This is a genomic window from Candidatus Dedyshia acidiphila, from assembly GCF_051025295.1.
Lineage (GTDB): Bacteria > Acidobacteriota > Terriglobia > Terriglobales > Acidobacteriaceae > KBS-83.
In genome coordinates this window covers 27,257-52,406 of the sequence record NZ_JBMGJV010000002.1, presented here as the reverse complement: position 1 = coordinate 52,406, position 25,150 = coordinate 27,257, and the positions used below count along the sequence as shown (strand labels likewise).

The following is a 25,150-nucleotide window of genomic DNA, read 5'->3' as shown; positions in this document are numbered from 1 at the left end:
GTGTTCGTCTCGCTCTCACGCTTTTCCTGGCCGGCTCTCTTCAAGCCGCTCTCGCCGCCACTACAGTAGGTGTTTTGGAGCGCCTCTCGCCCGGACAGGCCTCTACGCTTCACGCCGATCTGAACCAGGATGGCTGCGAGGATCTGGTCCTCACGCAGGGCAACGGCAACTTCGCGGTCGAGTTTTCGCACTGCGACGGCACGTATGGCGCGCCGGTCTCGTACGCGATCCCGGGCGGAGCCGATGCCGGCCCGATTGCCATCGCCGACTTCAACAACGACAGCACGGCGGACCTTGCTGTGTTCGGCACCGATAACGCAGTTCACGTGTTCCTGAACGACGGGCACGGCGACCTCCATCAGGGCGCAGTCTTCTCGCAGTCCGGACTCGGGGACGCGTACACCGCAGTCGCGGGCGACTTCAACCACGATGGGCACATGGACATCGCCTTCCAGGGCGGCCTCTACGTGAAAGTGCTATTTGGGACGGGCAGCGGCAGCTTCGTCGCGGGTCCCTCGCGGGGCACCTCGGTGGGTGGCTACCTGCTGCTCGGCGACTTCGATGGCGATGGCCGCGCGGATGTCGCAGTCGGCGATCTGAGCAACTACAACGCCGTCCAGGTGCTTTACGGGGACGGGACCGGACACTTCCCGACGAGCCGCCTGCTCCAGACGACGGGCGGCCACTCGCTCTTCTATGCAGTCGACGTGAACAATGACGCCAAGATGGACATCGTCGGCTCGCAGTATTACCCCAGTGCCAAGGCGCTGCGCGTCTTCTACGGCGATTCGGATCGCAGCTTCGGCAGCCGCACCATCATTCCGCTAGCGCACTGCAACGGGTTCGGTGTGGTGGCGGCCGACATGAACGGCGATCGGCTGAATGATCTTGTGGTCGGCGAAGCAGATTGCAACAACAACAGCCAGACCGGTTCGGCGTACATCGGAGTGCTGACCCGAAACAGGGACAGCAGTTACAACCCGCAGCAGACGGTCGCAACAGCGCCGTCCTACATCGACGATGTGAGTGCCATTCGCGCGAATCCGGACAGCCGGGCCGATATCTCGTTCCTGAGCTGCATCAAGGCGCCGTGCAGTGCGCTCGAAGATCAGCAGATCGGGACACTGTTGAACACCACCGCGTCAAGCTCCCCGAGCTGCGCACCGCCGGATGCCTTCGTCGGTATCCGCGTGTGTTCTCCGCCGTCGTCGACGGGCTCACCGGCTCAGTTCACTATCGGTGCGGCGGGTCAGACGGAGATGCGCAAGGTTGAGGTTTGGGTCGACGGCACGAAGCGCAGCGAGCAGTGGGACAGCTTCTCGAAGTACGCGTTCATGAACCGCAGCCTGAGCCTGAGCACGGGCACGCATCGCATGGACGTCTACGCAGCAGGCTGGGATAACTCACTGGTACGGCGCTCGTTCACTGTGAGGGTGCCCTAGCGCCCCCTGGCGGCTAAAGCCCGAAGCGAAGGCGGTTCACCTGCTCGGGCACGACCAACTCCGACTGCGTGATGCGGTTGTCTACCGTGATGGCAAGCGACAGCACCTTCCGGTTGCGTAAGACAGTGACCGGAACAGGATGGCCGGCGTTGCTGCGCAGTACCTGCAGCCACTCGGCTGTGGTCTCCACTGCCTGACCATTGGCGCTCAGGATCACGTCACCTGCTTCGAGCCCTGCGGCAAACGCGGGGCTCTTGTCCTCCACGCTGCGCACCAGCAGCCCATTGCCGGCATGCGAGCCAAAGAACTTCGCCAGCTGACGGGTCAGCGGCTCGACCTGCGCGCCGACATAGGCCTCAGCATCCGGGCTGTCAGTGGTCGCCGAACCGCCGCCACTCGGGAAGCTGTGTTGTGCGGCAAAGCCCTGGACCATGGGCGCGCTCTCCGGCAGCGGCACCCGGAAATGATGCGACCACGCATGCTGCACCAGTGAACTGCGGTCTGCGAGCTGCAGATGGACCATCGCCACCTTGCCTGCGTGAATAATCTGTAGCTCGATCAACTTACCCACAGGCATGTCGCGAAGCAGGCGCGTGAGCGTGGCCGCATCGGCGATGATCTGCCCGTTCAGACTCTGAATGATGTCGCCGGTATGAACACCGGCCTTGGCAGCAGGCGCGTCGTGGTCGAGCGAGACCACCTCGGCGCCCACGGGGGCCGGCAGCTTCTCCTTCGACGCGTGCTCCAGATCGACGTCCCGCACATTCACGCCGAGGTAGCCCTGCTGTGTCGCCGCGAGCAGTCCATGCGTATTGAGAACGGCAAAGCCAGCGTAGCCCTGCGGTGCGAGCTCAGGCGGTGGGGGGGCAGCGTGGATCGCGCAGGGAATGAGCAGCGCCAGCCCTGCACTCGACAGGATGACGCGACCGGTGATGGAAAGACGGTGGTGCATGGAAGCAGTGCTCCTGACTGGCGGCAAGAGTATAGAGCATGTGCTCCCTGCCGGATGAGTCGTCGCGAGGTTTCCGCTATTCGTCTCCGGGCGCTTCCACCTTGTGTGCACTGGTGGTCGATGAACAGCGTACTTTTGCTGCCTTCTGCGTCTCAGGGGCGCCATGCTGCATGGCTATCCATGAGACGAAGAAGAACAGGGAAGGTTATGCCTGACCAATGAAAGCAATCACGATATTTGTTCGGAATCCCAGGATCCGGATGCGGCGAATGCGCAGCTCACTGAACGGGCGGCATCTGCTCAAGCATGGTGCGGGAGACGGTGCGCAGCAGCGCATTGCCATCGTGCGCTGCGACTGTCTGAAGCACCTGCTGCACGCTCGAGTCGGCGCTGACCGGCGCGAGCATGCGGATGGCGCTGGCCCGCACCTGGGGATCGTTGTCATCGAGCACGGCTTCGAGCACCGCGTCCCGAACGTGCATGTCGTCCGCAAGGTAGGGCGCAAGACCGGCCAGTGCCTGCGTCCGCACGTGTGTATCCGGGTCGTAGCGGAGCGCCACCATCAGCGCCTCGCGAAGCCCATCATCGGAGCCGCAGCCATCGCCGGCACTGCAGGCATGCGCCAGCAGCCCCAGCGCCGCTGTCTGGACCGCGGGATTCAGCGGAGCGCGCGTTCCGGCCAGGAGCAGGCTGCGGATGGAAGGATCATCGGCCCGTCCCACTGCGGCCGCCGGCGTCAGGCGGCTGTATTCAACGCGCACCATGCCGTTAGCGTCCTGCGACACGCCGGTCACGGCAGCAATCGGCGCCCGGCCCTGGTCGACGAGCGCGGGATTGGCGCCCGCCGGCGCGGCCAGCCGGAAGCCGGTGTAACCCAGGCCGGCACCCACGCAGAGCATGGCCGCTGCTGCTAACGGAGCGGTGCCCAGCAGGCGAAGGTCGGTGAGCCAGGAGCGCCGGAGCTGCGCAAACCAGGAGTCCTGCGGCACTTGCTCGAGCGCATCGTCGATCTTCATCCGCGTCTGCGCGAGCAGGTTGGGGGAGGGCTCGCGAACGGGCAGAATCGCCATCGCACTCGAGAGCGCACGGCTCACTTCGAGTTCGTCGCGGCAGACAGAGCAGCCCGCGAGGTGCTGCTCCAGCCGGTGGCACGCCTCATCACTGAGTTCGCCGTAGAGCAGAAGCGTGATCTGCTCCTGCGCGGTGTCGCAGCTCAAGGCGCTGCCCTGGCTTGCCCAGATCACCGGACCACCGCCAGGCTGGCGCGCAGCTTCTTAGTTGCGCGGAACAGCGTGTTCTTGGCTGTCTCCTCGGTGGTGTTCAGCATCTCGCCGATGGTACGCAGGCGCAGGCCCTGGTAGTGCTTCAGTTCGAAGACCATGCGCTCGCGCGGGGTCAGCTTCTCGAGCGCTGCCTGGATCCGTGCGCCGAGCTCCTTGCGTTCCAGCTCGCGGCCCGGGTTGGCCGAGGCGCGCTCGTCGGAGACCATCGACAACAGGTCGAGCTCTTCCCCCGATTGATCCGTCACCACCGCCGAGTCTTCACGACGCGTCTTGCGGCGGCGCATCAGGTCCAGGCAGAGATTCGTGACGATGCGGTAGATCCAGGTATAGAAGGAGCACTCGAACCGGAAGTTGTTCAGGTAGCGGTAGGCCTTCAAGAAGGCCTCCTGCGCGATGTCCTGGGCGTCGCTTTCGGAGCCGAGCAGGTGCAGCGCAAGGCGCAGCACGGCCTGATCGTACTGGCGCACCAGGGCGTCAAACGCCGGCCGCGAGCCTTTCTGAGCCTGGCGGATCAGTTCTGTTTCAGAGGCCCGGTCCTCGGGCGACATGCGTCCAGCCGTGCGGGTCTGGAGGTCACGGCGTCCGGGCCAGGTCTGGCTGGTGCGGTTGGCCGGAAGCGCCGGGCTTAGCTGCCCGGGCTGGACACGGAGTGCGTCGGTTCCCATCGTGCTCACACCTCGGTGGGGAGTGTCCCCACAAGGGTAGACGAATCCCCGCATGTAGGAGACGCGCCGGTATGGCTTTTGGTAGCAGCCCGCTCCCGATTTTTGTTTTCATCGGCTGGCGAAGTCAGGCATGGTGTCTGGCTATCCCATCGGGACATTCCGGACACAGTCTGGCCCGGCTGCTTTCTGCACCCTGAACTGCTTCGTGTACCTGGCAGCTGGAGGAGATTTTTGCGCATCCATGAAAGGGTCGAGAACTGGCCGCGGGCCATTCAAAACGCGGCCGGAGCATGCGGCAGGTGTTGGTAAAAACGTTACCAGTCCTGCTGACGCAGCAAAGCGGCAAGTTACCCTGCGTTACTCAGTAGTTGGGTAAGAGTTACCGCTCCGATGTTTTCACGGGCTTAGTTCGAGGTATGTTGAGTGCATGCGGTGGTGCGGTGATCGCACTGGTGCCGGGTCTTTCGGGGGAGGGACTCAGAACCAGGGCGTCACCGCACCGCCGCCGCTTCATTTACTGAACCATTTTTCTGGGGGACCCGCACATGAAAGCCGTAGAGTTGGCGCAGGCATTGGAGCGGTCCCGGGCAATTCCTTTGGAGCAGATTGCCTCGATTGCGATGGATTACAAGCGGCAGCTCGCTTTTGTCCAGCTTCACACCGGTACCGAGGTGCAGCTCGAGGCCTCTGGCTACGGCGACCTCATCCACAAGCTGACTGAGCTCTACTCCGGCTCCTACAACGCCTAAGAATGCTGGCCACCGGCCGCTCTGTTCCGCGTTGCCCTCCACCTTCGAAGACATTCCTAGCTGAGCATGGCCGCCTTCGCGCGGCGTCCCGCGCGTACTATGACGCGCCCCGGCACAGCGACCTTCGCGTGGGTGCCCTGTGCAGGCTCTCCGTCCAGGCGCACCGCGCCCTGCTTCACCTTGCGCGATGCATCGCTCGCTGACTCGGCCAGCCCCAGGCGGACCAGCAGCTTGTCGAGCCGCACCGCCCCGTTCTCCCTCGTCCAGCCAAGGTCTGCCGCAGGAACAGGGAGCTCTTCAAGATCCTCAGGCGCTTCATCGCGCTGGAACTGACGTGCCCAGTTTTCTGCTGCCCGCTCCCCAGCTTCGGGCGAATGGAAGCCGCTCACGATGGTCCGCGCCAGCCGCTTCTTGACCTCCATCGGGTGCTCGCTACCAGTTGCGACCGCCGCCCGAAGCGTGTCGATCTCGCTCTGCCGCATGTCGGTGAGCAGCGTCCAGTAGCTCCACATCAGTTCATCAGAGATGGACATCAGCTTGCCGTACATTTCGCCGGCTGGCTCGTGGATGCCGATCGCATTGCCGAGCGACTTCGACATCTTCTGCACGCCATCCAGTCCCTCGAGAATCGGCGTCATCAGCACAATCTGCGGTGGCTGGTCATACTGCCGCTGCAGTTCGCGCCCCATCAGCAGGTTGAACTTCTGATCGGTGCCACCCAACTCAACGTCGGCGTGGAGGGCAACGGAATCGTAACTCTGCGCGAGCGGGTAGAGCAGTTCGTGGACAGAGATCGGCTTCTCTTCGTGGAAGCGCTTGTGAAACTCATCGCGTTCCAGCATTTGCGACACGGTGAAATGGGCAGCGAGGCGGATGAACCCCTCGAAGCCGAGCGTGTTTAGCCACTCCGAGTTGAACCGTACCTCAGTCCGGCTGCGGTCGAGGATGCGGAAGACCTGCTCGGTGTACGTCTGCGCGTTGACTTCGATCTGTTCGCGCGTGAGCGGCTTGCGGGTGACAGAGCGCCCCGTGGGGTCCCCGATCAACGACGTGAAGTCGCCGATGAGGAAGATCACCTGGTGCCCGAGATCCTGAAAGTGCTTCAGCTTGCGCATGAGCACGGTATGGCCGAGATGAAGATCGGGCGCCGTGGGATCGAACCCAGCCTTGACGCGCAGCGGACGTCCCGTGCGGCGCGACTGCTCAAGGCGCTCGCGTAGATCGGAGACACGGATGATCTCGGCTGCGCCCTTCTGGAGCAGATCGAGCTGCTCGTCAACTGGAGGAAAGGCGTGCAGGGCAGAAGTCTGAGGAGCGGATGAGGTCGGCGCGTCGGGCATGCTTCTCGACAGTATAGGTGGCGCGACTGTCGTGGCTCACCCTCTATGCTGGGCACATGCTGAGTGCGGTGGACACATTCCCCATCGAACAGATGCGCGCCGACACGGCTGGGTGCGCCAACAAGGTATTTCTCAACAACGCAGGTGCCAGTCTCCAGCCACGGCCTGTGGTGGACCGCGTGACTGCACACCTGCGGCGGGAAGAACAGATTGGCGGCTACGAAGCAAACGACGAAGTCGTTGCGGAACACCAGCAGGTGTACCAATCCATCGCCACCCTGCTGCATGCGCAGGCAGAAGAGATTGCGCTGGTCGAGTCCGCAACCCGCGGATGGGACATGGCGTTCTATGCGCTGCCCTGGCGGGCAGGCGATGTGATCCTGACCGCGCCGAATGAGTACGCCAGCAACTACATCGCCTTTCTGCAGGTGGCACGCCGGTTCGGAGTGCGCGTCGTGGTGGTGCCTGTGGACGCAACGGGCGGCATCGATTTGGACGCGCTCGCGTCGGCGCTGCGCACAGAGCGGCAGGTTGCGCTGATCGCGTTGACGCATGTGCCGACCAACAGCGGTCGCGTGCAGCCTGCGGCCGAGGTGGGCCGGCTGGCGCGGCAGCGCGGAGTGCCGTTCCTGCTGGATGCGTGCCAGAGCGCGGGGCAGATCCCGCTCGATGTCGAGGAGCTGCAGTGTGATCTGCTCTCTGCCACCGGGCGCAAGTATCTGCGGGGGCCGCGCGGCACAGGATTTTTGTATGTGCGGCAGAGCCTGATGGAGCGGCTCGATCCGCCGTTGCTTGACCTGCATGCCGCGACCTGGACTGGCCCGGACACCTTCTCCGTGCGGGAAGACGCGCGTCGTTTTGAAGCGTGGGAGTCGTCGGTGGCGACGCGCCTGGGGCTTGGCGTGGCCGTGCGGTACGCGCTGGCGCTCGGACTCGACGGCATTCAATCGCGAGTGAGCACGCTGGCCGCACGCCTGCGCGCCGGGTTGGCGGGTGTACGCGGTGTAACCGTTCGCGATCCAGGATGGCGCGAGGGCGCGCCCGAGTCTGGCATCGTGACCTTCACGCATGAGCTCTTCTCCGTCGCTGATGTGGTTCGTCGGCTGGCAAAGGAGCGCATCATCGTGCGCCTGAACGATCGCGCCGGAGCCCTGCTGGACATGCAGGCGCGCGGGCTCGATGCCGTGGTGCGCGCCTCCGTGCACTACTACAACACCGAAGACGAGATCGATCGCTGCATCGCTGCCGTGGAGCGGCTCGCTTGAGCGCAGAACTGCCCAGCAAGCCATGCGCGAGCTGCGGACGGATCATCACGTGGCGCAAAAAGTGGGAGCGCGACTGGGAGTCCGTGCGCTACTGCTCCGACGCATGCCGCGCGCACAAGCCGGGCGCACAGGACCGCATGCTCGAACAGACGATCCTTCGGCTGCTCGAGCAGCGGGGAGCGGGCAAGACGATCTGCCCCTCCGAAGCAGCGCGCGCGGTCGCCGCCAGTGATGACGAAGTCGCATGGCGACCGCTTATGGAGCCGGCGCGCGCTGCAGCCCGGCGCCTCGTTGCCGAGGGCCGCATCGTGATCACGCAGGGCGGCCGCGTGGTCGATCCGTCGCGGGCGAGGGGCGCCATTCGACTACGCAAGGCCTGACGTCAGGCCGGCCGCGCACTACGAACACGCGCCATGTAGGCCCACACCGCGGGATCGCTGAATGGCTGCGCCTGCTGCTTCATCCCGGTGGGCCAGTGCTCGCGGTCGACCAGGCTTTCTTGAGCCCAGTCGCGATACCGGCATTCCCCCCGGTAAAGCGTCCGACAAGCTCATCCCATCGGGCGAGCAGACCCTGCGCTTGCGACGAGGCCGGATCGCGATCGAACGCGGCTCGCACATCGGCAAAGAGCGCCTGCCACTCCGCAGTGATCGCCTCCTGGTCGGCCGCGCTGAAGCTCTTGCGCTTGTCGGCGAGAGTCGCCTGTGCGTCTTCACTGTAGTACCGGTCGAGAAACTCAGCATGCTGCGTTCCTTGTTCGTCCACGTGAACCTCCTTGAGAATTTGTGCGAAGAGTTCGAGGCTGGAGTGTCCGGACCGCAGCGCCGATTCAGCATTGGCGATGGCGGTCAGTGCGCGATCGATCTGCTGGCGGCGTGCACGCAACAACTGCTGCTGCGCGGCGAGCACCTCGGCCAGGTCACGATGTTCCGCCGCAAGCACGGCTGCGATCTCGCGCAGCGGAATGCCGACAAAGCGGAGCGCCAGAATCTGCTCGAGCCGGGCAAGGTGCGATGTGCTGTAGACGCGGTACCCCACTGCAGTGCGCTCCGGCTGGAGCACCCCGAGGCGATCGTAGTGGTGCAGCGTCCGTACGGTAAGGCCCGCCAGCGCAGCGAACTCCTTGGTGCGGTAGGTCGGCTCCATCTCTCCCCCCTTCGAAGACAGAGTGCAGGCTGACGCAACGTCAGGGTCAAGCTAATTTCATCTGCGCACACGCTCGAAGGAATCACGCGGCGTCACTCATACTCCGGGCGTGGACAACGAAACCGCCCGCGAGTTCCTGCTGACGCTGCCGCTGGTAGAAGAGACGCTGCAGTGGGGCAACAATCTGGTGTTCTGGGTAGGTGATAAGGCGATCGGCGGCAAGATGTTCGCGCTGATGAACCTGGATGCCGATGGCCGCGGCGTGCTGTCGTTTGCCGCGGGGCCAGAGGGCGCGGCAGAGCTGCTCGAGCTGCCAGGCATCGTTCGGGCGCCCTACTTCGGACGCTTGCACTGGGTCGCGCTCGAACGCTGGAGCGCGCTGCGCAATGCAGAGCTCGAAGACCGGCTGCGCATCGCCAGGGATATCACCGAGGCGAAGATGCCGCGGCGCACGCGTGAACTGCTGGCAATGCCGCCAGACGAACGCCGCAAGTTAATCACCCAACGCAAACGCAGTGTGGCCGGCCGCGCCCGCTGAATCGGTCGAGTTGCGCAAGGCTGGCGGCTTCGTTAGCGTCAGAGGCATGCAGCAGACACACGAAGCCCAGGTGCCGCTCGCGATTCCCGGCAAGGTGGCGCTGATCACAGGTGGTGCGCGCGGAATCGGGGCGGCGACCGTCCGGCTGTTCCGCCAGGCAGGCGCGCGCGTTGCCTTTAACTATCGGGAGGCTGGCGCGAAGGCGACTGAGTTGAGTGCCGCGTGCGGTGGAGACGCGGTCTGTCGCGGCTTTCAGCAAGAACTCGACTCCGCGGCAGCGGGACGCGAACTGGTGCGGCAGACCGTCGCCACCTTCAGCCGCATCGATTGCCTGGTGGTGAACCACGGTGTGTGGCCTCCCAACGATGCGCCGATCGCGACCATGAACGAGGCGCAATGGCGGCGCACGCTCGATGTGAACCTCGAGAGTGTCTTCGGACTGGTGCAGGAGACAGTCGCGGCATTCGACCGGCAGGCCGAAACGAGTAGTGGGAGTGAGGCGTCGAAGAAAGCAGCACGCGGACACATTGTGCTGGTCAGTTCTACCGCGGCCCAGCGAGGTGAGGCCTTCCACGCAGACTATGCGGTGAGCAAGGGCGCGCTGATCTCGTTGACGAAAAGCCTGTCGAGTGAGCTTGCGCCCCGCGGCATCTATGTCAACTGCGTCGCTCCGGGTTGGGTGGCAACCGACATGTCTGCACCGGCGCTGGCGACGGATGCTAGCCGCGCCAAGGTCTTCGGAACGATTCCGCTCGGTCGGGTCGGGCATGTGGATGAGATCGCCGCGCCGATCCTGTTCCTTTGCACGCCGTGGGCAGGATTCATCAGCGGCGAAGTGCTCAACGTCAACGGCGGCGCGGTACTGGTGGGATAAGGATGCGAATAGCGGGACTGATCTTCCTTCTGATGACTTCCCCGTTGACGGCGCAGGCCCCAGCACAGAATCCTGCGCCGGATGCGGACCAGCAGAAGGCGCGTCAACTGCTGGAGCAGATGATCCAGGCACTCGGCGGCGATGCATGGCTGCATGCCCCGGGCTACGAGATTATCGGTCGCACCTCCGGCTTCTTCCAGGGCAAGCCCACCGGCGAGATCACCGACTTCTGGGACTATCACCAGCCACCGGTGAACGGATCGGTGGAGCGCGAGCGCATCGAACTTGGGAAGAAGCGCCAGGTCTACGAGATTTTCGTCGGGGATCAGGGCTGGGAGGTCACCTATCGAGGAAAGCGACCGCTGCCCGCCCTCGACATGGCTGACTATTTGCGCCGCCGTGCGCACTCGATTGAAGCCATAGCGCGTGTGTGGATGAACCAGCCCGGCGCGCTCTTCCTGTATGGCGGCCAGAGCACGGTGGAACGCCATCTCGCCGACAAGGTCACCATCCTGTCGGCAAATAATGACAACGTGACGGTGGAGTTGGATGCGTCGTCTCACCTGCCGGTCCAGCGCAGCTTTGAGTGGCGCGATCCCATCTACAAAGACAAGAACGAAGAGGCGGAAGAGTACGACGACTACCACAGGCTGAACGGCATCCAGACGCCCTTTACCGTAACCCGCTTCCACAACGGCGACATGAGCAACCAACGCTTCGTCTACAACGCAGTGTATGGCGGACAGCTCGCGCCGGATCTGTTCGATGTAGATGCGGCGGTCCGCAAGCTGAAGAAGTAAGCGCCGTGCCCTCCATCGAGAGACGGTGCGGGGTGGATATAATCTCACCCGTATGGCGACGGAGAAAACACCGAGCACCGGGAGCCTGGGGATCACCGAAATCATGGAGATCCTGCCGCACCGCTACCCTTTCCTGCTGATCGATCGCGTGCTGGAGCTGGTGCCCATGCAGCGCATCGTGGCGATCAAAAACGTCACCATCAATGAGCCTTTCTTTCAGGGCCACTTCCCCACCTACCCAATCCTGCCAGGCGTGCTGATGGTGGAAGCGATGGCACAGGCTGGCGGCGCACTGTTGTTGACCGAGGTGCCGGATCGCGATCAGAAGCTTATGGTCTTCACCGGCATCGACGAAGCGCGCTTCCGTGCGCCAGTCGTGCCCGGCGACCAGGTCCGCATCGAGGTGCAGGTGCTGAAGTGGAGCCGACGCGGCGCAACGATGCGCGGAAACGCGTTTGTTGACGGCAAGCTGGTCTGTGAGGCGGAGATCAAGTGCCAGGTGGTGCCGCGTGGCACGAAGCGCGCTGACGCGACCGCTACAGAAGCAGTCGTGCTGGCCGAGGCCGCCGCCGAGTGAGCATTCACCCCACCGCACTGGTGGAAGACGGCGCAAAGGTCCCGCAGTCCGCGAAGATCGGGCCTTACTGCACAGTGAGCGCCGGCGTCGAACTCGGCGAGGGCTGCGAACTGGTTTCGCATGTCGTGCTCGATGGCGTCACCAGGGTGGGCGCTGGCTGCAAAGTCTACAGCTTCGCCGCGATCGGCGTCGCACCGCAGGACCTGAAGTACGCAGGCGAGCCGACGCGCTGCGACATCGGCGAGAACACCGTCATCCGCGAGTACGTCACGATTTCCCGAGGAACAGCAGGAGGCGGTGGCATCACGCGTGTCGGCGCAAACTGCCTCATCATGGCATACACCCACATCGGCCACGACTCTTCGATTGGACACCACTGCATCCTCGCGAACGGCGCGACGCTGGCCGGCCACGTCACGGTGGAGGACTACGCCAGCGTGGGTGCGCTGTGCCCCGTGCATCAGTTCTGCCGCATTGGCCGTCACGCCTACATCGGCGGCGGCACGACCATCACGCAGGATGTGCTGCCGTACTCTCTGACATCAGCCAAGCGTGAGACGCATGCTTACGGCCTGAACAAGATCGGGCTCGAGCGGCGCGGGTTCACCAAGGAGCAGTTGCACTACCTGCAGCATGCGTACCGACTATTGCTCGCGTCGAAGCGCAACACCACGCAGGCGATTGCGGCGCTTCGCGACGAGGGCAGCCTGTCAGATGATGTTCGCTACCTGCTGCAGTTCATCGAGAGCAGCGAGCGCGGAGTGCTGAAATAGCAACATGAGCTCCGACCCGCAGGAGGGCGCTAGCCCGCTGGGTTTGATTGCCGGCAACGGCCGTTTCCCTTTCCTGCTGCTCGACGCAGCGCGTGCTCACGGTCGAGTGGTCGTGGTCGCGGCCATCCGTGAAGAGACCGATCCCGAGATCGACGCGCGAGCTCGCGCTGACTCTGGCATGACGGTGCACTGGATGTCGCTCGGCGAACTGTCTCGTCTGATCGAGATATTCCAGAACGCGGGCGTGCGCCAGGCCGTGATGGCCGGCCAGGTGAAACACAAACAGATCTTCTCGAGCATCCGGCCAGACTGGCGCCTGGCGAAGCTGCTATTGAATCTGCGCACGCGCAACACCGACATGCTGCTCGGCGCGATTGCCAAGGTGCTTGGCGATGAGGGCATCGAGCTGATCTCGTCTACTTCGTTTCTCGAACCGCTGCTGGCCACAGCCGGCGTCCTGACAGAGCGCGCTCCTAACGAAGCGGAACTCGCAGACATCGCCTATGGCCGCGAAGTAGCGGGTGCCATCGCGGGCTACGATATCGGCCAGACAGTGGTGATCGCGCGACGCGCCTGCGTCGCCGTCGAAGCCATGGAAGGCACGGATGCCACGATCGCCCGTGCTGGGGCGCTGATGCGCACGCTCGAGGACGAAGCGTCGACACTTGAGCGCAGCCTGACCGTGGTCAAGGTTGCGAAGCCGAAGCAGGATATGCGCTTTGATGTACCTGTGATTGGAGAAGCAACCGTGCAGGCCATGCACGAAGCGGGCGCCAGCTGCCTTTGCATAGAGGCTGGACGCACACTGCTTTTTGATCGCGCAGCGTTGGTGGCGGCTGCAAATGCCGCAGGGATTGCGATTGTCGCAGAGCCGCACAGATAATGGGCGTGCGTTCCTGGAGGAACCACCTATGTCCTTTTCCCGTATCACCCTTTCGACCGTGCTCGTCCTGGCTGTGCTTGTCTCCGTCTTCGCTCTACGGAGCGCGCGTGCTGCGGATGATGCGATCCCCGCTGTCGGCCAGTCGGCACCGCAGTTCTCATTGCCGTCGCAGGAAGGCAAGCCGGTCAGCCTGGATGCGTACCGCGGCAAGTGGGTGGTGCTCTACTTCTATCCCAAGGACATGACGTCCGGCTGCACGATGGAGGCGCACAAGTTTCAGGAAGACCTGCCGAAGTATGAGAACGAGAATGCCGTGATCCTCGGCGTTAGCGTCGACTCTGCATCGAGCCACAAGACTTTTTGCACAAAGGAAGGTCTCAGCTTCAAGTTGCTCTCTGATGAGCAGAAGACGACCGTGGCGAAGTACGGCTCCCTCGGCAACTATATGGGCATGAAGATCGCGAAGCGCAACACGTTTCTGATCGATCCGCAGGGCAAGATCGCGCGTGTGTGGACTGGCGTTGATCCGTCGAGCCACAGCGCCGAGGTGCTTGCAGAGCTCGCAAACCTCGAAAAGAAGAGCAGCTAACGCACTTTTGCGCGATGTGCGGACGCAAAAAAGCCCGGCTCGATGCCGGGCTCTTTTGCTTGCCTCGTACGACGTTGCCTTACTTCTTCTTTGCTGCCGTCTTCTTGGTTGCCTTCTTGGTTGCCTTCTTTACGCTGGTCTTCTTGGCTGCCTTCTTGGTCGCCTTCTTACCTGCGGTCTTCTTCGTGGCTGATTTCTTCTTTGCTGCCTTTTTTACTGCCAATTTGTTACCTCGCTGAGTGGATTTACTGCTTGCGCCCTTGGCAGCCTTCTTGGCCGCCTTACCGCCGCTGCGGGCACTGCTGCTCTTCTTCGCGGCAGACTTTGTAGAGGCCTTCTTGGCCGCCGTTTTCGCAGGCGCCTTTTTGGCAGCCGTCTTCGGCGCCTTCTTGGCCGACGATTTCTTTGCGGAAGGCTTCTTCGCAGATGACTTCTTGGCAGGCGACTTCTTCGCGGCCGCCTTTTTCACGGATGAAGAAGCGACCGGCTCGTCCTCGTCCTGCAGATCGTCGTCGGACGAGACGGGAACACTGACTTCTTCGTCTTCTTCGTCCTCGTCGATTTCATCTTCCATTTCGTCCGAGTAGTCCTTGCCCTCGGGCTCGTGTTCGCCGTCGTCGTACGCTAACAGCTTGCGCTCATCCTGCATGTGTGTGCCTCCGGGGCGTCTCGGTTCGCTTCCGCGCGTGACAGGTGGTGCTGCGAAGCACTTCACCTGCGGCGCGGATTATAGCAACAGCATGCAACGGACTGCTAGCGAAGGCAAGCGAGAAACGCATACGCACACTGAGTCGCAACGCATCGCGCGCGAATGCGGCGCTCGTGCGTGCACGTTTTACTTGTGCGATTTCTTTGCGTGCGCGCTTGCTGGCACAGTGTGAGCACCGCCACCAGCGCGGTGCGCGCTCACAGTTTTCGCGCGGCGCTGATGCTTGCCCCGGGCCGATGCCGAGACGTGTGCTGGCTCTGCGACGAACAGTGTCTGGCCCTGTTGCAGCGCGTTCGAACGCAGGTGATTCCAGCGGCGCAACTGTTCCGTGGTGACGTTGAAGCGATCGGCCAGTGTGACCAGCGTGTCCTCGCGCTTCACCTTGTAACGCGCGCTGCTGCGCGCAGAGCTGGTCGCCGCCGGAGGCAATGCGGGGATGATGAGTGCATCTTCGCCTGTCAGGTCCGCCTTTGCATCGAGCTGATTGACGAAGGCGATGTCAGTCGCCGAGACACGGTACGTCCTGGCGAGCGTCTCGAGCGTGTCTTCCGGCTGCACGCGGTGGTAGCGCCACGCCATGCGCTTGTCCGGAGGAATCTCCTGGATGGTGTCGAGAAATATGGCTTTGGCGCCAACAGGCAGATGCAGATCGTAGGGTTCGTCAGGCGGTGTTTGCAGCCGCAGCAGGCTCGGGTTCAAGCCGACCAGCTCCTGCACGGGCGCATTCACGATATCGCCGACCAGACGAAGATCGATCGCGCCATTCACGGTGACGGTGTCAGCGAGCACCGGCGGATCCGGATGGAGGTCCGTGAGTCCGTACTGCACCGGATTTTTCGCCATGAGCGCCGCCGCCAAAATGATGGGGACGTAATTCTTGGTCTCGCGCGGCAGATTGTTGCGCTTGTAGAGCTCCCAGAAGTCAGCGTAGCCGGTCCGCTGCACAGCGCGCTGCACGTTGCCTGGACCCCAGTCGTAAGCGGCCATCGCGAGATACCAGTCGCCGAACTGCTGGTAGTTCTTCTTGATTTCGCGTGCGTAGGCGCGCGTCGCCTTCTCGGGATCGAAGCGCTCGTCCACCCAGCCGTCGCGTTCCAGGCCGTAGGCGCCGCGGAAGGACATGAATTGCCACATGCCGGCTGCACCGGAGCGTGCATTGACGGCTTGAGTTTGAAAACCCGACTCGGCGATCGCCTGATAGATGAGGTCCTGCGGGACGCCTTCCTCGCGCAGTGTCTGCTGGATCAGCTCTTTGTAGCGGCCTGCACGGCGGAGAGAATTGATAATGGTGCCGCGGCCGGTGCTCGTGTTCGAGAAGTAGCCGATATAGCTGGTGACTGCATCGTTGATGACGAGCGGCAGATCCGACTGCGTGGTCTTCAACTCGGCTTCGGCCGCAGCGCGCACGTTCGGATCCACGGGGAAGGTGACGTCGTTGGCGACATCGACCAGCGTCTGCTCGGTCGGTGGAGCGAAACCATTGCCCTGCTTGAGGGCGTCCATCTCGAGCGCGTTGATGGCATCGACCAGGTGCTCGAACTCGTCACTCAGCTGCGGGCTCTTCTTGAGATCGAGTCCGCTCGCGAGTAGCGTATCGACGGCTGTATCGAAATCCCGCTTGGCTGCTGCCAAATCGCCTGAGTGATAGTTGCGGATGCCGCTGGTGTAGGCGCGCTCTGACTCAGCGATGGCCTGCTGCTCCTGGGGGCTCGCGGGAGACTGCGGTGCATGCGCATCCTGCGCACCGAGTGAGCTGGCCTGTGGCGGCTTGTGCGGACCAGCCGACGCACACCAAGCCGCAGCGCCCGAGGCAAGACTGACACCGAGGGAGACAAGGCATGCGACCAGCGGTAGCGCCGCCCGGCGCGGGACGGCGTAGCGTCGAAAAACATCCATGGATTGTGTACGTGTTGCTCGCGTCATTGTAGAGCGCAGCCGTGCCGGATGCCGATGATAAACTCATGCTCTGAGCGGACATCGGTACTCTTGCGCTGGCGCGCTGATCTCGATTGAGCCGCGCTTCGAATCGCGCCCGTCCTCCCGCTCTCCGCACCCATGGAAACCAGTCGCATCCGCAATTTCGCGATCATCGCGCACATCGACCATGGCAAGTCCACGCTGTCGGACCGCCTGCTGGAGCTGACCGGCTCGCTGAGCGCGCGCGAGATGCAGGCGCAGGTACTGGATGCCATGGACCTCGAGCGTGAGCGCGGCATCACGATCAAGGCGCACGCGGTCCGCATGCTCTACAAGGCGAAGGACGGCGAGTTCTACCAGCTCAACCTGATCGACACGCCAGGGCACGTGGACTTCTCCTATGAGGTCTCGCGCTCGCTGGCCTCCTGCGAGGGCGCGCTGCTCGTCGTGGACGCAACGCAGGGTGTCGAGGCGCAGACACTCGCCAATGCCTACCTTGCGATCAGCAACGGGTTGGACATGATCCCGGTGATCAACAAGATCGACCTGCCCAGCGCGGATGTGACGCGGACGCAGGAGATGATCGAGAACACTGTCGGCATCGATGCGACCGACGCGATCCCGGTGAGCGCGAAGACGGGACAAAACGTTGAGGCGATCCTCGAAGCTGTGGTGCATCGGTTGCCCGCGCCCACCGGCGACCGCGAAGCGCCGCTGCAGGCGCTGATCTTCGACTCGTGGTTCGACGCGTATCGCGGCGTGATCGTGCTGACCCGGGTGATGGAAGGGACGCTGCGCAGGGGAGCCCGCATTCGACTGATGTCGAACGGCCGCGTCTTCGATGTCGAGTCGCTCGGCGTACTGACGCCGAAGCCCCTCGAAGTCGAGTCACTCTCCGCTGGCGAAGTCGGCTTTTTCGTCGCCACCATCAAGAACGTGGCGGATACCAAGATTGGCGACACGGTTACCGAAGAAGGACGGCCTGCGAGCGGACCCTTGCCCGGCTTCGAGGACATCAAGTCCATGGTCTTCGCAGGCCTCTACACAGTCGACTCTCACGAACACACCATGCTGCGCGAAGCGCTCGAGAAGCTGCGGTTGAACGACTCCTCGTTCTCGATGGAGCCGGAGAGTTCCGCAGCGCTGGGCTTTGGATTTCGCTGCGGCTTCCTCGGCCTGCTGCATATGGAAATCATCCAGGAGCGGCTCGAGCGGGAGTTTGATCTCGACCTGATCACCACCGCGCCCGGCGTGCGCTACAAGATTCGCCTCACCGATGGCAGCGAGGTAGAGGTCGACAATCCCTCGCGCTGGCCCAACCCGAGCGAGATCGAGCAGATCGAAGAGCCAGTCATCAAGGCGACCATCCTGACCAACGAGGAGTATGTCGGGGGAATTCTCAAGCTGGTGGAGGAGAAGCGCGGACGGCAGCAGAACTTCGAATATGTGACGCCGACCCGCGTCATGCTCACCTACGAGCTGCCGCTGAACGAGATCGTGCTTGATTTCTATGACCGGCTGAAGTCGGTCTCGCGCGGATACGCCTCGCTCGACTACAGCCTTGCGGGGTCGTGGATCTCACCGATGGTGAAGCTCGACATCCTGGTGTCAGGCGAGCCGGTCGATGCGCTCTCGATCATCGTTCACCACGACTTCGCTTACGACCGCGGGCGGGCGCTGGTCTCGAAGATGCGCGAGCTGATCCCGCGCCAGCAATTTGAGGTCGCCATTCAGGCGGCGATCGGCGCCAAGATCGTGGCGCGAGAGACCGTGGCAGCGCTGCGCAAAAACGTGCTGGCCAAGTGCTACGGCGGCGATATCAGCCGGAAGCGCAAGCTGCTGGAAAAGCAAAAAGAAGGCAAGAAGCGGATGAAGCGGATCGGCAAGGTGGACATCCCACAAGAGGCCTTCCTGGCGGTGCTGAAGGTGGGCGAGGACAGTAGCGGCTAACCTGCTCAAATCCAGCGGGATGCGGCCGAGTCGTTTCTGGTTCTGTGGAAAGTAACAGAAGGTTGCCTGTGGAGGACGGAGTCGCAATTCCGGTCGTCCAGTGCCGTACTTTCTGCTTAAGTCCTACTCGGCACGTCAGTTATATTGCTATTCCTGATCCTTACACCGGATCGGCGGCGCTCTCTCGCGAGAGCTGAAATCACGATCGCCGCGCAATCCACAGAATTTTCCACATTCTTGAACTGCTCCGTGCAGGCCGCCAGATCCTGCTCCCGACAGCACTTAGCGGACAAAAAGAGGCCCACGCCAGCTGGTTGCCAACGTGGGGCTGTCTCGTCTAGCTTTCTGCCGAATTAGTGCGGCTTCGGTGCGGTCGTCGACGGCGTGCGGGCCGCTCCCGGGGTGCGCGGGGCCATCGCCCCACCTGTGCGAGGCGCTGCGCCAGCGTTCGGCTGAGCCGGAACACCGGACTGCGTGTTGTAAGCCTGCACGACTGCCTCGGAGATGTTCGTCGCCTCGGATGCCCAGAGGATCGGCGACTGCTGAGCACTTGCGTCAAGCACCAGCGTGTAGCCATTCTTCTGCGCATACTGCTGCATCACGCTCGCGACCTTCTGGGCGATGGTGCTGAATTTTTCATTCATCTCGCCGGAGAAGTCGTTGCGCGCGTCTTCGACGTTCCGCTGCAGAGATTTTTCCTTCTCGTCGATGGTGCGCACGCGCGAGGCCTTCTCGGACTCGCTCAGCTTGTCACCTGCGCTCTGCAGTTCTTTCTTCAGCGAGTCCACTTCGTCGCTCGCCTGCTTGATCTGCTGCTGTTTGGGCTGGAACTTGGTGTTCAGTTCAGCGAAGGCGCGCTGTCCTTCGTTGGTCTGGGCGACGACGCCCTCGAACTGGATCACGGCGATTTTGGTGGGGCCTGCCGGCGCGGAGGCAACGGGGGCGCCAGGTGCGGACGGCGGCTCTGCGGCGGTGGGGGACTGCGCGAGCGCAGTGGCGCCGAGGGCGGACGCGAGCAGGCATGCAAGTGAGAGTGAACGCTTCATGGTGCTGGGAGACTCCTTGAATTCCGTGGTGTTTCAGGCACTCCGGGCGGTGCCGGAAGGCTACTGTCCTTCCTGCTCTCCCCGTTTGCGCAGTTTTGTTGCGGCTGCGGGCTGCCCTGGCGGGCGCGCGAGGCGCACAAGAAACACAGACAGAGGACTTCTCAGGAAACTTAGGAAGAATTATAGGGAGCGTACTCCGGGAGCGTCAATAAAGACGCGGGTCCCGAAGCATCGCTCCCGAGGGTCCGACGGTGCGCCAGCCACTTAGAAGGTGGTGCTGACGGCGAGCCGGAAGGTCTTGCGCGGCTCGCGAAGTTGATACTGCGATCCGTAGAACTGGATCGCCTGCGCGTAGCTGAAGTCGCCCGCGCCGCCTGCGGGGAACAGATCGCGCGTGATGATGTTCTCTCCGCGCACCTGCTCGAGTAGACGGAGCGGGTTGTACGCGTAGTAAATCCGGAACGGCGCACGCACGATGGGCAGCAGCACTGAAATCTCGCCACCCGTGGACATGCGCGGCACCGCGTTCGATCCCTGAATGGGCCGGATCTCGCGCGAGAAGTTGACGCGTGATCCGCCCTGACAGGTGCCGTTGACGTACACCGGGCAGCCGTAGAGCTGCGAGTTCAACTGGTCGATAGAGAGCACGCTCTCCACGAGTTGCGACTGGCGCGTGGCGACTGACATGCCAAAGTCGTTGAACAGTTTGAAGACCACTGGACCACCCAGCGGGATGCGGTACTCAACATTGCTGCTGAACGAGGTGTCGCCGCCGACCGAGACGATGCCGTAGGTCGGGATCGGAACCGTGATGTTGCCCAGCGTCGGGTTGGTGGGATCGCGCGGCACGAGGCTGCCATCCGGATTCGTGAGCAGAAACTGCGTCCGCTGCGGAATGAAGGCGTACGGCGTGCCGGAGCGAATATCGAAGCCGCGAAGCTCCTGCTCGCCACCCTGGTAGAAGCGCTGGAATGGGGGCGCGACCTTGCCGCCCAGGCCCTGGATGTAGTTGGCCTGGAAGCGCACACCGAGCACGTTGCGGCCTTCCTTGCTCGGGCGCAGCAGGTGCATGCCATTGAAGTGCCGGTATTCGAAGACCGGGTTGATGTACTTGACATTGCCGCCCAGGCCGGCAACCTGCAGCACAGCCGAAATCTCCTGGCCGTCGTGCGGGTTATATGGATTGCCGATCTTGTTGTACGTGTAGGACAGCGAGGCCAGGCTGGTGTAAATGCCGTTCAGCGCGTTGTTGTTCTGAATGCCGCTGCGGAAGGCGAGCGTCTGGAAGAGCGAAGACGACGCCGGGCTGAAGGCCGTGATCGAGCTGCGATTGAACGAGTAGGTCAGGCCGATGCGCTGGAAGCTGTGCTTGATCAGGTAGTTGGTCGAGACGTTGAACCCGGTCACGGACTGGTTGTAGTTCTGCACCAGTGACTGTTGTGCCGCGCTCAGGTTTCCGCCGCCGGTCGAGATCTGATAGTTCTTGGCTGCGTTGTAGTCGTACTTGCTCGAGAACAACTGGAACCCGAGCGAGATCGGCTTGCTGCGGAAGTACGGTTCGGTAAAGCCGAACTGCAGGTTGCGCTGCAGATTGCCGAGGTTCGCCTGCAGGCTCAGCGTCTCACCCAAGCCGAGGAAGTTGTTGGTCTGGTAGTTGATGCCGAGGAACGAACCGGACAGACCACTGACGCCACCGTTCAAGCCGATTGAGTTCTTGCCCTTTTCGTGCACGCGTAGCAGCAGGGAGACGGTGTTGTTCGCCTGGTCCTGGGTTGCGGTCGAGTCCTGGTCCACACGCAGCGTGTCGAAGTAATCGAGCTGGTTCAGGCGAAGAAGGCTCTGCTCCCACAGGTTGCTGTTGTAGGCCTGACCTTCCTCGAGCAACAGTTCGCGGCGGATGACCGGGTCGCGCGTGACGGTGTTGCCGGTGAACTCGATGCGTGAGACGGTGAAAGGCTTGCCTTCGTCGATATCGACATCGATGTAGAGCGTCTTCTTCGCTTCGTCGAAGCGCGTGCTCGGGTTGGCCACCATGTTGATGTAGCCGAGCGTGCCGTACGCCTTACGCAGATTCTCGAGGCCCTTGCCGACCGCGGTGTAGTTGAAGTAGTCGCCATCCTTGATGGTGAACTGGCCGCGCAGTGCCTTCGTGTTCTTGACCGCCTGGTTGCCGGTGAAGTTGATGCCACCCAGGCGATACCGCTCGCCCTCTTCGATGGGAATGCGGATATCGATGCGCTTGCCCTTCTTCGGGCGGAAGGTCAGCAGCGACAGGCCGCCTTCATTGCGAATACGCGTGGACGGCTCGCCCACGACCGTCTTGAAATAACCGTGGTTCTGATACGCGACACGGACGCGCTCTGAGTCCTCTTCGAGCTTGCTCGCGTCATAGGTGCGCGCGAACAGGTTCTCCAGGAAGATCGAGTGCGGCACGCCGATCGGCCGAAGGTTCTTCATCGCGGCGCGCAGCGTGCGCGAGTTGATGCTCTTATTGCCGCTGAACCGGATGTTGCCGACCTTCACGACCGGCCCTTCCTTGATGTTGAAGTTCACGGCGACCGATGCCGGCGGGATGGTCTTCACCTCGGGCGTGATGGTCGGGAACTGGTGGCCGTGCTCGGCCAGGAGAGCCTTCAGGACGGCGATCGCGCGCGCGATGCGGGTGGGGTCGTACTGGCTCTCGACGGTGAGCCCGACCTTCTCCTTCTTGAACCGATCGAGCACATCGGACTGCGTAACCGAGCTCAGGCCCTTGTAGTTGATCTCGCGGATCGTCGGCTTTTCACGCACGAAAACGTCGAGGATCTGGCCCTTGGGCGTGTCCTCCTTCTCGATGCGGACGTCTTCGAAATAGCCGGTGTTCCAGAGCGAGTTGAAGTCGCGCTCGACAGTGGCCGGATCGTACGTATCGCCCGGATGCGAGAACAAGCGGGCAAGCACCGTCTCCTTGGGGATACGGCGGTTGCCGATCACGCGAATTTCGGAGATGACGTTGCCGCCGGCCTGCGCGAAGGCGGGCGCAACGGTGCAACAGAGCAAGGCCAGAGACCCCAACCCACGTAGCGCCATTCCTGTAAAGGACCGAACGGTCTTGTCCTGGTGAATCTGGGAGCCGGAACTCCGCCGGATGTCGGGAAAAATAGGCACACCCTCACTGCAACAAAAAATACGATTCTGCTGTTCTTGCTGGAAAAACCGATTCTATAGCAACCGGGGCGAGACCGCCCAACCGGGGCATGCGTACTGGCTCAGCTTTCGAGCTCTGCGCGAATCAGGTAGGCGTGATCCGACGCGCTCCAGCGCACGTCGAGCACGTTTGGTTTACAGCAGACCTGGCAGTCCTCGACGTAGCTCTGACGGCTGCCCGCCGACTCGTCCACCGCTGTGTCGTTCCACTCGCCGCAACCGGCGCACTGGTAGCCGCTTTCAGCCATGCGTGCCGGCCCGCGCCACCTCGACCAGCGTTGAATAGAAGGTGGGGCCGCGGCCGAAGTCCGTCAACCGCTCGGACGTGAGCTGATTGACATTGCCGCCTGTAATCGTGAGCTTGTTCCAATTCATGCGCGAGGCGACCACGCCAGGCGCAAGCTGCGGGTTGAGGCGCGCGACCAGCCGCAGCCGTCCGCGATCATTGAAGACCTCCACCGCATCTCCTTCCTGAATCTGTCGCGCGGCTGCGTCGTCCGGATGCAGTTCCAGGCGATCGAGGAAGGCGGCCTCCATGTGACGGTGCACATCGTGATTGGCGAGCGTGCTGTTCATGTAATGGTCGGCCTTGCGGGGCAGGAACTCGAGCGGATACGTACGTTCACTCCCTCTGGCAGAACGTGACTCGGTTGGGGGTACAAATGCGGGGAGCGGATCGACGCCGAGCGCTGCGAGCGACGGCGAGCTGATCTCTGCCTTGCCGGATGCGGTGTAGAAACGCCCGTCAGCGAAGGGCTGAAATGGCGCATCGGGCTCACCAGGCAGACGCAGGCGCACGCGGCGCTCGCGGCGCAGTCGATCGAGCGTGATGCCCTGCATGGTTCCGTCCTGGTCGGCATTGCCGAGCGCCTGCGCGATCAAGTCGTCCTCGGTGTCGCGGAAGCAAGGCTCCGGAAAGCCCATGCGCTGCGCGAGCTGACCGAATAGCCAGACGTTGGGCCGCGCCTCGCCGAGCGGCTCGATGGCGCGATCGGAAAGCTGCACGTAGTAATGGCCGTACGCGCCCTGCACGTCGGTCTGTTCGAAGAATGTCGTCGCGGGCAGGACAACGTCGGCATAGTCCGCCGTGTCTGTCCAGAACTGCTCATGGACGACGGTGAACAGGTCCGGACGCCGCATGCCGCGCAGGACAGCGGCCTGGTTCGGGGCAATCGCCGCGGGATTCGAGTTGTAGACGAACAGAGCTTTGACCGGCGGATCGTTCATCTCCGTGAGCGCGTGGCCGAGGCGCGACATGTTGACGACGCGGGATGGACGGCCCAGTGGGCTCGCGTGCATCAAGTCAGGGCGCTCGAGCGCCTGGCCGTCAAAACTGAAGCCTCCACTGGTCGAGAGCTGCAGGCCGCCACCCAGATGCCGGAACGCGCCGGTCACCAGCGGCAGCATCGCGATGGCCCGCGCCGCCGTACCGCCGTTCTCGCTGCGGGTCGCGCCGTAATTCAGCCGGATGACAGCGGGAGTGGTCGACGCGTAATCGCGCGCCAGGGTGCGGATATCGTCCGCAGCGATGCCCGTCCACGCGGCGACGCGCTCCGGCGAATATTCGCGTGCGCGTTCGGCCAGCTCGCGGGCGCCCAGGGTGAAGCGGTCCAGGTAGTCGCGGTCTTCCCTGCCCTCCGCGAACAGAACGTGCATCATGCCGAGCGCGAGTGCCACGTCCGTGCCTGGCCGGATCGGGATGTGCCAGTCGGCTGCGCGCGCGGTGCGGGTCGGGTACGGGTCGATGACGACGAGGCGAGCGCCGGCGCGGCGCGCTTCCTCGATCTGCGGCCACAGATGGATGGCGTTGCCGTGAACATTCGCGCCCCACGCCAGGATCAGACGTGCGCGATGGAACTGCTCCGTATCTGTACCGAGCTTGCGTCCATAAAGGGACAGGATGGCGTCACCGCCCGCCGTGGCGCAGATGGTGCGATCGAGCTGCGATGCGCCGAGCCGGTGAAAAAAGCGCCGGTCCATCGATGCGTAGCCAAGCTGTCCGATGGTGCCAGCGTAGGAGTACGGCAGAACGGACTCGGGGCCATGCTCGGCCGTGATGGCGTGCAAACGACCCGCAACCATGTCGAGCGCCTCGTCCCAGGAGATGCGCTCGAAGCTCTCGGGCTCGCGTCCGGACTGGAGAGCGCCCTTGGCCACGCCCGGGCGACGCCGCATCGGATAGAGCAGGCGGTCCGGCGCATAGACATGATCGAGGTAGCGGGCGACCTTGCCGCACAAAAAGCCGCGGGTTACCGGGTGATTGGGATCGCCAACGATCTTCTGCGCCCGCCCGGCGGGGTCCACGCTGATGTGCACGGCGCAGGAATCCGGGCAGTCGTGCGAACACACGGCCTGCACGACACGCAGCGGTGACTCTGCGGGAGGCATGTTCCGATTGTAAGGGGCCGCGGCGAGCCGGCTGAGCCCCGCTCCCCGGGGTCGGAGCAAAGTTTCGGCATCGCTCGG

Annotated in this window: 23 protein-coding genes; 12 read left to right on the top strand and 11 right to left on the bottom strand. The window is 63.2% G+C overall.

Features of this window, described 5'->3' with window-relative positions; genetic code table 11:
- The first annotated feature begins 74 nt into the window (after window positions 1–74).
- Complete coding sequence (locus AC5IJH_RS01205) at window positions 75–1,442, top strand: FG-GAP repeat domain-containing protein (RefSeq protein WP_491900962.1); 1,368 nt, start codon at window positions 75–77, stop codon at window positions 1,440–1,442.
- A 13-nt stretch (window positions 1,443–1,455) separates the two neighbouring features.
- Here AC5IJH_RS01205 and AC5IJH_RS01200 read toward each other — a convergent pair whose 3' ends face one another.
- The 3 genes from AC5IJH_RS01200 to AC5IJH_RS01190 all read right to left on the bottom strand — a co-directional run bounded on the left by AC5IJH_RS01200 (window position 1,456) and on the right by AC5IJH_RS01190 (window position 4,342).
- Window positions 1,456–2,394 carry a PDZ domain-containing protein gene (locus AC5IJH_RS01200; protein ID WP_491900961.1) on the bottom strand — a complete coding sequence of 313 codons (939 nt, stop codon included), beginning with the start codon at window positions 2,392–2,394 and terminating at the stop codon, window positions 1,456–1,458.
- A 278-nt stretch (window positions 2,395–2,672) separates the two neighbouring features.
- The gene (locus tag AC5IJH_RS01195) at window positions 2,673–3,638 is read right to left on the bottom strand and encodes a zf-HC2 domain-containing protein (RefSeq protein ID WP_491900960.1); all 966 of its coding nucleotides are present in this window, start codon (window positions 3,636–3,638) and stop codon (window positions 2,673–2,675) included.
- Window positions 3,635–4,342: an RNA polymerase sigma factor gene (locus AC5IJH_RS01190; protein ID WP_491900959.1), complete on the bottom strand. Its 708-nt coding sequence runs from the start codon at window positions 4,340–4,342 to the stop codon at window positions 3,635–3,637. Before AC5IJH_RS01190 ends, AC5IJH_RS01195 begins: the two co-directional genes overlap by 4 nt.
- A 545-nt stretch (window positions 4,343–4,887) precedes the next feature.
- Here AC5IJH_RS01190 and AC5IJH_RS01185 point away from each other — a divergent pair.
- Window positions 4,888–5,091, top strand: a complete 204-nt coding sequence (locus AC5IJH_RS01185) for a PH domain-containing protein (protein ID WP_491900958.1) — start codon at window positions 4,888–4,890, stop codon at window positions 5,089–5,091.
- Between the two features lie 56 nt (window positions 5,092–5,147).
- Here the strand turns inward: AC5IJH_RS01185 and tyrS are convergent, their stop codons facing one another.
- Window positions 5,148–6,431: a tyrosine--tRNA ligase gene (gene tyrS, locus AC5IJH_RS01180; RefSeq protein ID WP_491900957.1), complete on the bottom strand. Its 1,284-nt coding sequence runs from the start codon at window positions 6,429–6,431 to the stop codon at window positions 5,148–5,150.
- Between the two features lie 56 nt (window positions 6,432–6,487).
- Between tyrS and AC5IJH_RS01175 the strand changes: the two genes are divergently transcribed.
- Window positions 6,488–7,696 (top strand): aminotransferase class V-fold PLP-dependent enzyme, encoded by a 1,209-nt coding sequence (locus AC5IJH_RS01175; RefSeq protein WP_491900956.1) that lies wholly within the window; start codon window positions 6,488–6,490, stop codon window positions 7,694–7,696.
- Complete coding sequence (locus AC5IJH_RS01170) at window positions 7,693–8,076, top strand: DUF3253 domain-containing protein (RefSeq protein WP_491900955.1); 384 nt, start codon at window positions 7,693–7,695, stop codon at window positions 8,074–8,076. The genes AC5IJH_RS01175 and AC5IJH_RS01170 overlap by 4 nt, the downstream gene beginning before the upstream one ends.
- A 79-nt stretch (window positions 8,077–8,155) precedes the next feature.
- Here AC5IJH_RS01170 and AC5IJH_RS01165 read toward each other — a convergent pair whose 3' ends face one another.
- A complete protein-coding gene (locus tag AC5IJH_RS01165; protein WP_491900954.1) occupies window positions 8,156–8,842 on the bottom strand; it encodes a MerR family transcriptional regulator in 687 nt (228 codons plus the stop codon).
- 109 nt (window positions 8,843–8,951) lie between these two features.
- On the opposite strand from AC5IJH_RS01165, the gene AC5IJH_RS01160 reads away from it, so the two are divergent.
- The 7 genes from AC5IJH_RS01160 to AC5IJH_RS01130 are packed head-to-tail and all read left to right on the top strand — an operon-like array spanning window position 8,952 to window position 13,876.
- Window positions 8,952–9,380 carry an MmcQ/YjbR family DNA-binding protein gene (locus tag AC5IJH_RS01160; RefSeq protein ID WP_491900953.1) on the top strand — a complete coding sequence of 143 codons (429 nt, stop codon included), beginning with the start codon at window positions 8,952–8,954 and terminating at the stop codon, window positions 9,378–9,380.
- 46 nt (window positions 9,381–9,426) lie between these two features.
- Window positions 9,427–10,254: an SDR family NAD(P)-dependent oxidoreductase gene (locus tag AC5IJH_RS01155; RefSeq protein WP_491900952.1), complete on the top strand. Its 828-nt coding sequence runs from the start codon at window positions 9,427–9,429 to the stop codon at window positions 10,252–10,254.
- Window positions 10,255–10,286: 32 nt separating this feature from the next.
- Complete coding sequence (locus AC5IJH_RS01150; RefSeq protein WP_491900951.1) at window positions 10,287–11,054, top strand: hypothetical protein; 768 nt, start codon at window positions 10,287–10,289, stop codon at window positions 11,052–11,054.
- A 52-nt stretch (window positions 11,055–11,106) separates the two neighbouring features.
- Entirely contained in the window at window positions 11,107–11,631 is a 525-nt protein-coding gene (gene fabZ, locus AC5IJH_RS01145) for a 3-hydroxyacyl-ACP dehydratase FabZ (protein ID WP_491900950.1), read from the top strand.
- Window positions 11,628–12,404: an acyl-ACP--UDP-N-acetylglucosamine O-acyltransferase gene (lpxA, locus tag AC5IJH_RS01140; RefSeq protein ID WP_491900949.1), complete on the top strand. Its 777-nt coding sequence runs from the start codon at window positions 11,628–11,630 to the stop codon at window positions 12,402–12,404. Before fabZ ends, lpxA begins: the two co-directional genes overlap by 4 nt.
- A 4-nt stretch (window positions 12,405–12,408) precedes the next feature.
- Entirely contained in the window at window positions 12,409–13,287 is an 879-nt protein-coding gene (locus AC5IJH_RS01135; protein WP_491900948.1) for an LpxI family protein, read from the top strand.
- Between the two features lie 28 nt (window positions 13,288–13,315).
- A complete protein-coding gene (locus tag AC5IJH_RS01130) occupies window positions 13,316–13,876 on the top strand; it encodes a peroxiredoxin (RefSeq protein ID WP_491900947.1) in 561 nt (186 codons plus the stop codon).
- A gap of 79 nt (window positions 13,877–13,955) precedes the next feature.
- Here AC5IJH_RS01130 and AC5IJH_RS01125 read toward each other — a convergent pair whose 3' ends face one another.
- Window positions 13,956–14,525: a hypothetical protein gene (locus tag AC5IJH_RS01125; RefSeq protein WP_491900946.1), complete on the bottom strand. Its 570-nt coding sequence runs from the start codon at window positions 14,523–14,525 to the stop codon at window positions 13,956–13,958.
- Window positions 14,526–14,711: 186 nt separating this feature from the next.
- On the bottom strand, window positions 14,712–16,481 hold the full coding sequence (locus AC5IJH_RS01120) for a lytic transglycosylase domain-containing protein (protein WP_491900945.1): 1,770 nt from the start codon (window positions 16,479–16,481) through the stop codon (window positions 14,712–14,714).
- A gap of 159 nt (window positions 16,482–16,640) precedes the next feature.
- On the opposite strand from AC5IJH_RS01120, the gene lepA reads away from it, so the two are divergent.
- Entirely contained in the window at window positions 16,641–18,452 is a 1,812-nt protein-coding gene (lepA, locus tag AC5IJH_RS01115) for a translation elongation factor 4 (RefSeq protein WP_491900944.1), read from the top strand.
- A 353-nt stretch (window positions 18,453–18,805) separates the two neighbouring features.
- On the opposite strand, the gene AC5IJH_RS01110 is transcribed toward lepA, so the two are convergent.
- The 4 genes from AC5IJH_RS01110 to AC5IJH_RS01095 form a co-directional block, all read right to left on the bottom strand.
- Window positions 18,806–19,498, bottom strand: coding sequence for an OmpH/Skp family outer membrane protein (locus AC5IJH_RS01110; RefSeq protein ID WP_491900943.1), 693 nt, complete (start codon window positions 19,496–19,498; stop codon window positions 18,806–18,808).
- Window positions 19,499–19,762: 264 nt separating this feature from the next.
- Window positions 19,763–22,537, bottom strand: coding sequence for an outer membrane protein assembly factor BamA (gene bamA, locus AC5IJH_RS01105; protein ID WP_491900942.1), 2,775 nt, complete (start codon window positions 22,535–22,537; stop codon window positions 19,763–19,765).
- A 209-nt stretch (window positions 22,538–22,746) separates the two neighbouring features.
- The gene (locus tag AC5IJH_RS01100) at window positions 22,747–22,932 is read right to left on the bottom strand and encodes a CPXCG motif-containing cysteine-rich protein (RefSeq protein WP_491900941.1); all 186 of its coding nucleotides are present in this window, start codon (window positions 22,930–22,932) and stop codon (window positions 22,747–22,749) included.
- A complete protein-coding gene (locus AC5IJH_RS01095; RefSeq protein WP_491900940.1) occupies window positions 22,925–25,072 on the bottom strand; it encodes a molybdopterin-containing oxidoreductase family protein in 2,148 nt (715 codons plus the stop codon). Before AC5IJH_RS01095 ends, AC5IJH_RS01100 begins: the two co-directional genes overlap by 8 nt.
- Window positions 25,073–25,150 lie beyond the last annotated feature (78 nt).